The organism is Kribbella sp. VKM Ac-2571 (assembly GCF_004362255.1).
Classification (GTDB): Bacteria; Actinomycetota; Actinomycetes; order Propionibacteriales; family Kribbellaceae; genus Kribbella; species Kribbella pratensis.
The window spans coordinates 128,080-139,889 of record NZ_SNWS01000016.1 but is presented as its reverse complement, the minus strand read 5'-3'; the positions used below and the strand labels follow the sequence as shown (position 1 = coordinate 139,889).

12 protein-coding genes are annotated in these 11,810 nt (G+C 67.5%); 9 read left to right on the top strand and 3 right to left on the bottom strand.

Features of this window, described 5'->3' with window-relative positions; all coding sequences use genetic code 11:
* Positions 1-8 precede the first annotated feature (8 nt).
* From EV651_RS30735 to EV651_RS30720, 4 genes are all read left to right on the top strand, one after another.
* On the top strand, positions 9-842 hold the full coding sequence (locus tag EV651_RS30735) for an SMP-30/gluconolactonase/LRE family protein (protein WP_133788755.1): 834 nt from the start codon (positions 9-11) through the stop codon (positions 840-842).
* 133 nt (positions 843-975) lie between these two features.
* Positions 976-1,458 (top strand): GNAT family N-acetyltransferase, encoded by a 483-nt coding sequence (locus EV651_RS30730; RefSeq protein ID WP_133788754.1) that lies wholly within the window; start codon positions 976-978, stop codon positions 1,456-1,458.
* An 88-nt stretch (positions 1,459-1,546) separates the two neighbouring features.
* Positions 1,547-1,777: a hypothetical protein gene (locus EV651_RS30725; RefSeq protein ID WP_133788753.1), complete on the top strand. Its 231-nt coding sequence runs from the start codon at positions 1,547-1,549 to the stop codon at positions 1,775-1,777.
* Positions 1,774-2,517: a peptidoglycan-binding protein gene (locus EV651_RS30720; protein ID WP_202870579.1), complete on the top strand. Its 744-nt coding sequence runs from the start codon at positions 1,774-1,776 to the stop codon at positions 2,515-2,517. The genes EV651_RS30725 and EV651_RS30720 overlap by 4 nt, the downstream gene beginning before the upstream one ends.
* A gap of 111 nt (positions 2,518-2,628) precedes the next feature.
* Here the strand turns inward: EV651_RS30720 and EV651_RS30715 are convergent, their stop codons facing one another.
* Positions 2,629-4,200 (bottom strand): GxGYxYP domain-containing protein, encoded by a 1,572-nt coding sequence (locus EV651_RS30715; RefSeq protein ID WP_133788752.1) that lies wholly within the window; start codon positions 4,198-4,200, stop codon positions 2,629-2,631.
* 78 nt (positions 4,201-4,278) lie between these two features.
* Positions 4,279-4,890: an HAD family hydrolase gene (locus EV651_RS30710; RefSeq protein ID WP_133788751.1), complete on the bottom strand. Its 612-nt coding sequence runs from the start codon at positions 4,888-4,890 to the stop codon at positions 4,279-4,281.
* Positions 4,891-5,011: 121 nt separating this feature from the next.
* On the opposite strand from EV651_RS30710, the gene EV651_RS30705 reads away from it, so the two are divergent.
* The 5 genes from EV651_RS30705 (at position 5,012) to rpmB (ending at position 10,474) form a co-directional block, all read left to right on the top strand.
* Complete coding sequence (locus EV651_RS30705; protein WP_133788750.1) at positions 5,012-6,286, top strand: ABC transporter substrate-binding protein; 1,275 nt, start codon at positions 5,012-5,014, stop codon at positions 6,284-6,286.
* A gap of 1 nt (position 6,287) precedes the next feature.
* Positions 6,288-7,331, top strand: coding sequence for a carbohydrate ABC transporter permease (locus EV651_RS30700; protein WP_133788749.1), 1,044 nt, complete (start codon positions 6,288-6,290; stop codon positions 7,329-7,331).
* A complete protein-coding gene (locus EV651_RS30695; protein WP_133788748.1) occupies positions 7,309-8,148 on the top strand; it encodes a carbohydrate ABC transporter permease in 840 nt (279 codons plus the stop codon). The genes EV651_RS30700 and EV651_RS30695 overlap by 23 nt, the downstream gene beginning before the upstream one ends.
* A gap of 30 nt (positions 8,149-8,178) precedes the next feature.
* Positions 8,179-10,167 carry an aldo/keto reductase gene (locus EV651_RS30690; RefSeq protein ID WP_133788747.1) on the top strand — a complete coding sequence of 663 codons (1,989 nt, stop codon included), beginning with the start codon at positions 8,179-8,181 and terminating at the stop codon, positions 10,165-10,167.
* Positions 10,168-10,252: 85 nt separating this feature from the next.
* A complete protein-coding gene (gene rpmB / locus EV651_RS30685) occupies positions 10,253-10,474 on the top strand; it encodes a 50S ribosomal protein L28 (RefSeq protein ID WP_130387610.1) in 222 nt (73 codons plus the stop codon).
* 215 nt (positions 10,475-10,689) lie between these two features.
* Here rpmB and EV651_RS30680 read toward each other — a convergent pair whose 3' ends face one another.
* Positions 10,690-11,709: an SAM-dependent methyltransferase gene (locus EV651_RS30680; RefSeq protein ID WP_238157289.1), complete on the bottom strand. Its 1,020-nt coding sequence runs from the start codon at positions 11,707-11,709 to the stop codon at positions 10,690-10,692.
* Positions 11,710-11,810 lie beyond the last annotated feature (101 nt).

Here is an 11,810-nt window from a genome sequence, read left to right as displayed (position 1 = left end):
GTGACGTGATGAAGCTCCTGCTGGACAACCTGGCCTTTCCCGAAGGCGCGCGCTGGCACGACGACCGGTTGTGGTTCTGCCACTGGATCGCGCAGCAGATCGTCGCTGTCGACGCCGACGGTACGACAGAGACCTTCGAGGCACCGGTCGAACGCCTGATGGGCTGGTCCGTCGACTGGTTGCCGGACGGCCGGATGCTGACCACCGGCGACAAGCTGCGCCGGTACGAGCCCGACGGCTCGATCACCGTGCTCGCCGAGCAGGGCGCGAACGAGATCGTGGTGGATGCCCGGGGCAACATCTATCTGGACGGCGCGGACTTCGACTTCTCCGGTGGCGAGGAGCCGGTACCCGGCTGGATCAAGCTGGTCACGCCGGACGGCCGGGTGCGGCAGGTCGCCGACGACATCGAGTTCCCGAACGGGATGGTGCTGACGCCGGACGGCCGGACGCTGGTGATCGCGGAGTCGTTCGCCGGGCGGCTGACCGCGTTCGACGTCGAGCCGGACGGCGGGTTGTCGAACCGCCGCGTGTACGCCGAGAACCTCGGCCCGGACGGTATCTGCCTCGATGCCGAGGGCGCGATCTGGTGCCAGACCGGCGGCGAGGGCGTGGTCCGCGTCGCGGCGGGCGGCGAGATCCTCGAGCGCATCGACGTACCCGAGAACCGGGCGCCGTTCGCACTCGGCCTGGTCGACTTCGACGGCCCGACGCTGTGCATCCTGACCGCGGAATGGCGGATGGCCGACAGCATCGCCGACAACCTCGGCCGCCTCGTCAAGGGCCCCCGAACCGGCCAGATCCATACAATCCCGGTCGCCGTACCACCGCCGGCTCGCTAGCATCGTGGACATGGAGTGCTTCGCCGCCGGGCGTACCCGGCGCTGATCCCGGCCCACCGCCGCCGCCTGCGCGCGTGCGGTGAGCCGGTCGCGCCTGCCCGGATTTCTCCTTCACTCGCGAGAGGCACGCTCCATGCACATTCGTTCCTACGTCGACGCTGACCTGGCCCGGCTCATCGACCTCACCATCGACACGTTCGGGCCGTTCTACGAGGAATCGTTCCGGCCGCTGGTCGGCGACCTGATCTTCACCCGCCAGCACGGCGACTGGCGTGGCGACTATCGCCGGCTGGTCCCTGGGCTGCACGATCCGGCCGCACACAAGTACGTCGCCGTTGCCGTCGCTGACGAAGTACCTGCCGGGTACGTCGCCTGGCATCTCGACACCGCCCGGCATCGGGGTACTGTCGCTCTCCTGGCGGTCGCGCGCGAGCACCGCCGCTCCAACATCGCCACCGCGCTCTGTGAGCACGCGTTCGCCGCGATGCGAGCCGAGGATGCGGAGTACGTCGAGATCGGCACCGGAGGCGACGACTTCCACGCGCCGGCGCGCGCGTTCTACGAGTCGCTCGGATGTGTGCAGCTGCCGGTGGCCGTGTACTTCCGGCGGCTCTGAATCCCGCCGTGGACGAAGGCGACGGGCCGGAGCATGATGAATGGATCAGGGCTGGGGGCTTTCATCGTGGTGAGGGGGAGGCATTGTCATGACCGATAACGCACGGCCGTCGCTGGACGAGTTGGACCAGATGCCGGACGACATGTCGCAGGAAGACCAGGCCGCGTTGCTCGTCGAACCGAGCTTCGACCATGACATCGACAACGAGGCGGAGGAACTCGAGGCCGAGTTCGGGCCCGCCGAGGACGGTGAGTTCGGCCGCAAGCCGCCGGCCGGTGACCAGGAACCGTCGTTGGCCGGTGGCGGTGCAGAATCATGAGCGGCGTCGAGGACATGATCAGCATCGCCGAGGACGACATCGGCCTCGGCGAGCCGAACCACATCCAGAAGTGGTACCGCGAGCGCAACGGCTCGGCGTTCAACGGCAACTTCGCCTGGTGCGACGCCTCGATCACCTTCTGGGCGTTCCACTCGGGCAACGAGGACGCGGTCACGTTCGGGAAGGACTTCGCGCTGACGACCGCGCACGCCCACGCGTTCAAGACGCATGACCAGTGGCACGTGGACGTCGCGGGGATCCAGCGGGGCGACATCGTCTTCTTCGACTGGGACGGCACCGATCTCAAGTCGAGGATCGATCACGTTGGCCTCGTGACCGGGGTCAGCGGCTCGAAGGTCTACACGATCGAGGGCAACTACAGCGACAAGTGCGGCCGGCACACGCGGATGTCCAGCACGATCGCCGGCTACGGACGGCCGAAGTACGTGCACTCGGCCGGGGCGCGCACCGGGTTCGTCACGTTCCCGGGCAAGTCGTTCTTCGTGATGGGCCGCAAGAGCCCGATCGTCGCGGCGATGCACGAGCGGCTCGTGGCCGTCGAGTGCGACAGGTACGAGAGCCAGACCAACAAGGACACCTGGGGCACCGGCGATCTCAAGTCCTACTCGGCCTGGCAGCAGAAGCTCGGCTTCCACGGCTCGGTAGCCCAGCCCGGCTCCGACGCTGACGGCATCCCCGGCAAGGAAACCTGGGACAAACTCAAGGTCCCCCGCACCTGACCTGGATCTCCAGGCCATCACAATCACGGGCCGACGGGACACGGCAGGCTGGAGCGGGGCGGCCGGGGACAGTTGTGATGGCCTGGCGGTCCGCCTCCAGCGGGACAGCCGCTAGGGCCTGGCGTGCTTTCCGAGCATGCGGACCAAGGTGTCGGGTGGGATGACCTTGACGTGGGGGGCGAGGCCGTTGACGACGGTGAGGACGTCGTCGACGGACTTGCTCCACGCGTGCCAGACGACGACCGAGTAGCCGGCCGTGGAGAAGGGGTTGCGGGTCGCGGCGTTCAATTCCGCGGTGACAGAGGCCTCGTCGGCGCCGTCGAGGCCCTCCCAGAGCATGGTCCGGGCCGAGATCACCGGCTTCCCCTCGGACCAGACCACCTTGCCCTTGAGACCGTCGTACCTGGAGTACTCGAGGTAGATGAGGCCGTCGATCTCGGGGCGTTTGAGGTACGACGACCACAGCCGAGTGTTCTCGAACGCGTCGAAGTCGATGATCTGCGCGACGGACAGATCGGTCCGTCCCATAGCCCGGGCGAGGGACGCGGTGTGCTTGTCCAGAGCGGCGGTGGGGTAGCGGCTCGGGTACATGTACCCGCCGCCCGACGGGCCGACGACCCAGCGATCCTTCCGCGACTGGTCGTAGAACCAGCGCATCACGGACGGCGCGAGATCGATCAGCGACGGGGAGATGCCCCAACCGAGGTCGACCTCGCCGCGGCGCGGACTCCCGAACCACCGCGGGTCGGTGGGAAAGTCGCCCAGAGCCCACTGAATGTTGTCGCCGTCGGTGATCAGGAAGGTGACGTAATGCGCGTCGGGATCCGGCGCCGGAGGTTGAGCCGGGACGTGTTGCGTCAGGCGGTCTTCGGAGATGCCTGACAGCACCGACAGGTTGCGGGCGTGGTCGGCGGGCAGGGCTTTGACGCCGGTCGCCGAGTTCACGCCGATGAAGGCGTCCTCGCCCGCCGAGGCATCGCCCCAGCCGATGACCGTGCCGTCGTCGTCCAGCGCGTCGACCACATCGGCGCGGAACTCCGAGTTCCCGTCGAAGAAGGCGAGCGTCCCCGCCATCGTGACGTAGTCCCGGAGCCGTTCCGGGATGTCGGCGCGCTGCTCGACCACGACGTCGTGCCGCAGCCGGGGCCAGTACGTCTCGAACACCCAGCGGTCGTCCTTGTCCCGCACGTCCAGGACCTTGCGCAGTCCGTTCCGGATCGCGAGTGCCTCCAGGCTTTCCTCGATCGCCACGGCACCCGTCACGCCGGCGAGCGTGGTCGCGACGTTGACCGACGGAGTGCCCGTACGAAAGAGAACATATCCGCGGACGCCGGACCGCTTGACGGTTTTCCACAGGTCTCCGGGACGCGCCTGGACGCCGTACCGCGAAACCAGGTCGTCGAGCCAGTGCTGGTAGCCGAGCGTCGGCAGGTTCAGGTACAGCGACTCGCCGCCGCGCCGCGCCATCAATCCCTGCAGTGTGGTGGCCAGCGTCCGCTCCGGGAGGCTGAGCGAATCCTCGGCGAACACGTTCAGCAGCCGCGGCCGCTGTCCTTTCGGGTACGCCGACGGAGCAGGTGTGGCACCGAACGCGAGCGACGGCGAGACTGTCGCGGCGAGACCCAGGCCCGCGGTGAGACCCAGCGCACTGCGGCGGGAGAGCGTGCGGCGGCGGTCGGACATGTGATGCCTCCAGGGAGCGGCTGGTCGACTGTCCTACGTTGTCATCTGCCCGGCGACGATGTCACAGCCTTCGCGCCATCACAAGACCCCAGGCAGGTCATGACGCCGAAGCAGCTCGACCAGCGCCGGTACGCCGGACGACAGGTCGTACACCTCGGCCCGCAGCCCGACGCTCGCAGCACCCGCCACGTTGTCCACGTTGTCGTCGATGAACAGCACCGAGGAGGCGGGCAACTCGAGCGAGCCGAGGATCGCCCGGAAGTACGCCGGATCCGGCTTGGCCAGCCCGACGTCGCACGAGTAGAACGTCTGGTCGAACCATCCGCCGTACCCGCGCTCGTCCTGCATGATCGCCCGCCGGTACGCGTGCTGGTTGGTCGCCAGATGGCACCCGACGCCGGCCGATCGCAGCGACTGGATGAGCGCGATCACCTCGGGCTCCGCGACGAACCAGCTCCACGGCTCGAGCGCCTCCTCGACGGACGCGGGCGAGTTCCAGCGCCGCAGTACGTCGGCCAGCGCGTCCCGGAAATCGACTTTCCCGATCAGGGCCGGCTTCTCGGCCGCCATCAGGTCCGCGACGAACGCCTCGCCGTCCGAGCCGACGAGTGAGGTCAGCTGCGACCACCAGTCGCGGTCAGGGCGCTGCACAACGCCATCGGCATCGAAGAGGACTGCGCTGGGAGTCATGGAACCCAATCTTGTCATCGGAGGCTTGACCGGTTCAGTCGGTATGCGCTTACCTTGATGGCTACGTAAACATATGTGGACACCTTCCGGCGAAATCCAACAGAAAGCGCCAGGTGAGGCTATGACCCTGAGCAGAAGGCACTTCCTCGCGGCCGGCTCCGCCATAGCCGCCGCGGGGCTCACCGGCTGCGGTTCGCGCAGCTCGCTGGGCGGCTCGCACGAGCTCAGCATGTGGACCTGGGTCGGGTCCGTCAACGACGATCTGATCGGCCAGGCGGAGAAGGCGATCCCGGGGTACGACGGCATGAAGCTGGCGATGACCCGGATCGGCTCCAACTACAAGACCAAGGTGCTGACCGCCCTTGCCGGAAAGTCCCTCGTCCCGGACATCGTCGCGATCAACGACGACGTCGCCACCTACTTCCCGAACGCCGACCAGTTCCACGACCTGAACGAACTCGGCGCGAAGGAGCTGGAGAAGGACTTCCTGCCCTGGAAGTGGAAGTGGGGAATCACCCCGCAGGGCAAGATGATGGCCTACCCGATGGACACCGGGCCGACGGCGCTGTTCTACCGGACCGACATCTTCCAGAAGGCCGGTGTCGACATCGATCCCGCCGCCGTTGCGGGGCTCGCCCCGGACTGGGACACCTATATCGCCCTCGGCAAGAAGCTCAAGCAGGCCGTGCCCGGCTCCGCGATCACCGACAACATCACCGGTATCTACTCCTACCGGATGGCGCAGCAGTCCAAGCGCTACATGACGCCGGACGGGCAGTACCTCGGCGATCAGGACCACGTCCGGCAGGCGTTCGATCTCGCGGTCCGGGTGGTCAAGGAAGGTCTCTCGGCCAACGCGCAGAACTCGACCGACAAGAACGCGGTCGTCACCAACGGCAAGCTCGTCGCGTACATCGGGGCCGTCTGGTGGGCCCAGCTCGGGCCGAAGAACGCGGCGCCGAAGACGAAGGGACTCTGGCGGGTCACGCCGGCTCCTGGTGGAGCCGGCAACAGAGGCGGGTCCTTCCTGGCGATCACGAAGTACTGCAAGAACCCCAAGGCGGCGTTCGCGTTCATCAGCTGGCTGGAGTCGGCGAAGAACCAGGCCCAGGCGTTCCTCGACCCGGTCCTGTTCCCGTCCACGCCGGCCAGCTACACCGACTCGCGGCTGAGTGCGCCCGACCCGTTCTTCGGCGGTCAGAAGATCGTCGACGTGTTCGCGGAGTCCGCCAAGAAGTACCCGGGCGCGTTCTTCTCGCCGTACGACAGCATCATCGACACGCCGATCAGTTCCGAACTCGTGAACGTCGAGGCCGCCGGCAAGGACCCGGATCAGGCCTGGGCCGACGCCCAGCGCCAGATCGAGCGCGAACTCACCCGAGCGGGGGCGATCTGACATGGCTGTCACCAGCAAGACTGCCCCGGCCGCGATCACCAGGCCGTCCACCACCGCGGAGAAGCCGCCGAACAAGTACAAGCAGGCGTTCCCGCAGTACGCCGCCGTGTCGCCGTTCTTCATCCTGTTCGCGATCTTCGGCGCGTTCCCGGTGCTGTTCTCGATCTGGATCTCGTTCCACGCCTGGGACGGCATCGGCCAGATGAAGTGGGTCGGCCTGGAGCAGTACCACTACCTGCTCACCGACGCCACGTTCTGGAAGACCATCGGCAACACGATGATCATCTGGGTGCTCTCGACCGTCCCGATGCTGCTGCTGGCGCTCGTGATCGCGAACGCCCTGCACAACGCGACCCGGCTGCGCACCTTCTACCGGATCGCGTACTTCATCCCGAACGTCACCTCGGTGGTCGCGATCACCTTGGTGTTCGGCTCGATCTTCAGCAACAACTTCGGCCTGCTGAACGCGTTCCTGCGCTCGATCGGCGTCGGCGAGGTCCAATGGCTGACCTCGCCGTGGGGCATCAAGATCGCGATCGCCACCATCGTCACCTGGCGCTGGGTCGGCTACAACGCGATCATCTACCTGGCCGGCCTGCAGGCGATCTCGGCCGACGTGTACGAGGCCGCCAAGGTCGACGGCGCGAGCCCGCGGCAGACGTTCTGGCGGATCACCGTGCCGATGATGCGGCCGGTCATCCTGTTCACCGCGGTCACCTCGACCATCGGCGGACTGCAGATCTTCACCGAGTCCCGAGTGCTGTTCGGTGACACCAACAACATCGGCGGTCCGGGCGACGCCGGCCTGACGATCGTCTCGTACCTGTACCAGAGCGCGTTCATCAAGAACCAGTTCGGGTACGGCGCCGCGGTCGGCTGGGCCCTGTTCGTCCTGATCGTGCTGTTCAGCATCATCAACTGGCGGCTGATCGGCGGAAACGACGACGAACGGCTGACCCGACGCGCCGCACGACGGGTGGAACGCCGGATCGCAGCCCAGAATGCCAAGAGGGAGGCCGCAGATGTCCATGCAAACGTCGACTGAGCGCATTCGCACCGCCGTCGGTCACATCGTGCTGATGTTCGGCGTGCTGGTCTCGCTGTTCCCGTTCTACTGGATGGTGGTGATGGCCTCCAACACCACCCCGGACATCTTCAGCTACCCGCCGAAGCTGCTGATCGGCTCGCACCTGTTCGAGAACATGGGCAAGGTGCTCGACAACATCGACTTCTTCGGCTCGATGCTGCTCACGCTGATCGCGTCCCTGGGCGTCACGGTCCTGGTGCTGTTCTTCGACTCGCTGGCCGCGTTCGCGTTCGCGAAGTACGAGTTCCCCGGCCGGAACGCGCTGTTCGGCCTGTTGCTCGCGACGTTCATGATCCCGGCCCAGCTGTCGCTGGTGCCGCAGTTCGTGACGCTGGCCGAGTTCGGCTGGATCGGGTCGCTGAAGGCCCTCATCATCCCGGGCGCGGCGAACGCGTTCGGCATCTTCTGGATGCGCCAGTACGCCAAGGGCGCGATCCCCGACGAACTGATCTCGGCCGCCAAGGTCGACGGCGCCGGATTCTTCCGGCAGTACCTCACCGTCGGCCTGCCGGTGCTCCGGCCCGGTCTGGCCTTCCTCGGCATCTTCACCTTCATCAACGTCTGGAACGACTACCTCTGGCCGTTGATCGTGATGACCGACCCGAACCGCCTCACCCTCCAGGTCGCTCTCGACCAGCTGAACGGCATCTACGGCACCGACTACTCGATGGTGATGGCCGGTGCGCTGATGAGCGTCATCCCGCTGATCGGCGTCTTCCTGATCGGCGCCCGCTCCTTCATCGCCGACCTGGCCGCGGGGGCCATGAAATTCTGACCTGCAACCACAATCACAACGGGATTTCTTTTGACTGACCACACGCTCCGCTGGGGCATCATCGGCACCGGCAACATCGCTTCCCGGTTCGCCAGTCAGGTGCCGACGTCGAAGACCAACGAGGTCGTCGCCGTCGGCAGCCGGTCGCTGGAGTCGGCGAACACGTTCGCCGACAAGTGGGACATCGCCAACCGGCACGGTTCGTACGACGACCTGCTCGCCGACGAAGGCGTCGACGCCGTCTACATCGCCACGCCGCATCCGATGCACGTCGAGTGGGCGATCAAGGCAGCCGAGGCCGGCAAGCACGTGCTGTGCGAGAAGCCGCTCGCGATCAACCGCGCGTGGGCCGAGGCGATGATCGAGGCCGCCGTCCGCAACGACGTCTTCCTGATGGAGGCGTACATGTACCGGTGCCTGCCGCAGACCAAGCTGATCGCCCAGCTGGTCCGCGACGGCGAGATCGGCACCGTCCACCAGATCCAGGCCACGTTCGCCTTCGCCGCCGGGTACCGGCCGGAGAGCCGGATCTTCGCCGACGACCTGGCCGGCGGCGGCATCCTCGACGTCGGCGGCTACCCGGTGTCGATGGCCCGCCTGATCGCCGGCGCGGCCACCGGGCAGCCGTTCGCCGACCCGGCCGCCGTCAGCGCGGTCGGGCACGTCGGTGAGACCGGCGCCGACGAATGGACGGTGGCGACGCTGTTCTTCGACGGCGGCGTCACCGCCCAGGTGAGCACCGGCGTACGGCTCGCCGACCAGAACCAGGTCCGGATCTTCGGCAGCGAGGGATACCTCGTCGTCGAGGACCCGTGGTTCGGCGGCGACGGCAAGCCGACCCACGTCACCCTGCACCGGGTGGGGGAGGAGGCGCGGGACATCTCCGCGGAGCCGGCGCTGATCTACACCGCGGAGGCCGAGGCCGTGCAGGCCGCGATCCGGTCCGGAGCCAAGCAGGCGCCGGAAATGACCTGGGCCGACACGCTCGGGAACCTCACGGTCCAGGACCAGTGGCGGGCCGCGATCGGGCAGCAGTACGCGAGCGAGCGGGACGACGCGATCATCCCGACCGCCACCGGACGGCCGCTGACCCGGCGCGACGACGCCCCGATGACGTACGGCAAGGTGCCGGGCGTCGACAAGCAGATCTCCCGGCTCGTCATGGGCGTCGACAACCAGCAGACGCTGCCGCACGCTGCGGTGATCTTCGACGACTTCGTCGAGCGTGGCGGTACGACGTTCGACACGGCGTACATCTACGGCGGCGGGCGCGGCGAGAAGCTGCTCGGGCAGTGGATGAAGTCGCGGGGCAATCGGGACGACCTGGTCGTGATCGGCAAGGGCGCGCACACGCCGTACTGCGACCCCGAGTCGATCACCCGGCAGCTGAACGAGAGCCTCGAGCGGCTGCAGACCGACCACGTCGACCTGTACTTCATGCACCGAGACAACGAGGAGATCCCGGTCTCCGAGTTCGTCGACGTCCTCGACGAGCACTTCAGGGCCGGCCGGATCAAGGCGTTCGGCGGCTCCAACTGGTCGACCGCGCGTTTCGACGAGGCCAACGCGTACGCCGAGGCGAACAGCAAGCAGCCGTTCACACTGCTGAGCAACCACCTCAGCCTCGCGCGGGCCTACGACGTACCGTGGGCCGGCTGCCGGCACGTGGCCGACGACGAGTCGCAGAAGTGGCTGCGCGAGCGGCAGGTCGCCCTGTTCCCGTGGTCGAGCCAGGCGCGCGGGTTCTTCACCGGACGGGCCAAGCCGGAGGACACCTCGGACCAGGAGCTGGTGCGCTGTTTCTACTCCGACGAGAACTTCCGTAGGCTCGACCGGGCACGGGAGCTGGCGGCCGCCAAGGGAGTCGAGCCGACAGCGATCGCGCTGGCCTGGTTGCTGCACCAGCCGTACCCGGTGTTCCCGCTGATCGGGCCGCGGCACGTCAGTGAGACCAGGACCTCGACACCCGGTCTTTCGGTCACGCTGACGGACGACGAAGTGGCCTACCTCACTGCCTGACTGTGTGCCTTACAGCCGAATTGGTGGGGCGCTGACACACATGTAACATGGTCTGTCGGTGTCACGACCCTGAACACGGAGAATCATGTCTAAGAAGTGCGATGTCTGCGGCAAGCAGCCGACGTTCGGCAACAGCGTTGCCCGTCTGGGTAAGGGCGCGATGATCCGGCGGGTCAAGGCTCGTACGCCCCGCCGGTTCAACCCCAACATCCAGCCGGTCCGCGCCATCATCAAGGGCACGCCCACCAAGATGAAGGTGTGCACCTCCTGCATCAAGGCCGGCAAGGTCCAGCGCGTCGTCGGCTGATCTCTCAGCTTTCACTCCGTGTAGGGCCTTCCGATAGGCGCCCGGGTCTCACCCGGGCGCCTATTCGTGTTGAGAGGTCCCGCGAGTAGGTGGCGCCTGCTGCGCGCCGCCCCGCGGGCACTGGGCGGCGTTGTCGTCGGTCGACAGGACTCCGTCCTGCCTCCCTCCTCCGCCTTGCCCAGCACTCCGCGGGACGACGCTCGCGACGGCGCCACCTACTCGCGGGACCTCCGCCTCGCGACGACCGTGATCTCGTTGCGGTTGTGGTGGAGTTGCCGGGCGTGGAGTACGTCGTACTGCTCGCGGAGGATGTCGATGCCGCGGCGGGCGCCGTCCAGCGGGTTCTTGCCGCCGCCCTTCAGCGTGACGATCGCGAGACCGCCGCGCCGTAGGTGCGCCGCCGCGTCCAGCATCATCCGGGCGCTCGTCACCTGGTCCATCCGCATGTCGTTCACCGCCACGTCGAAGCGGACCCGGTTCGCGGCGAAGAACCGGCCCGCGGTCGTCGGCTCGTGATGGATCCGGCGATCACCGCGCAGCCGCGGATCCAGCGAACCGGGGTCGACCGACCACACCTCCTGCCCGTGCTGCCGCAGGATCCGGGTCCATCCGCCGGGTGAGGCGCCGAGATCGACTGCTTTCCCGGCCCGTGGCAGCTCCAGCCCGAAGGTCGCGATCGCCTCTTCCAGCTTGAACTCCGACCGCGATACGCGCTCGTCACCCCGGGCCAGCCGCATCCGCCCACCGGGCCAGTCCGACAGGCTGTCCGCGAGCCGGTTCAGCCCCAGGAGCACCGCCTTCCGCCCCGCGAAGCACGAGACGACGTACTCCTGCCCGGAACGCGTGACGGCGACCCCGCGGCCGGTCAGCGCCTCCTCCAGGCGGTGGTAGTACGACCCGCCGGTGCCGGCCGCATCGGTCCAGGCCTGTACGGCGAGTGCCTTCGGGTACTCGGGCAGCTCGCCCAGCACCACCTCGGCCAGCTCGTACTCCGGCGGCAGCTCCTCGAAGCTGGCGATCTCCACCGTCAGATGCCGGACGAACATGATCCGCCCCGCATCACACGCCGCCGCGAACGCCTCCACAGTGAGCCCTGGGGGCCCGTCCGCCCGTCCCAGCTCGGCGCCGACCCGCTGGACCCGCACGTCCCGCCCGAACTCGCCCCGGATCTCCCGCACAGCCAACTCGTAACTGTCGGCCGCGGCCGAGAACAACACAGCCCTGCCACCGCCCACAACACTCCCACCTCTCGCCGCCACCCCGACCCTATCCACCCCACCCCGCCCCCTCCCAAACCGGTTTGGGGAGTCCTACTGGCCGATTCAGGGGGGTGGGG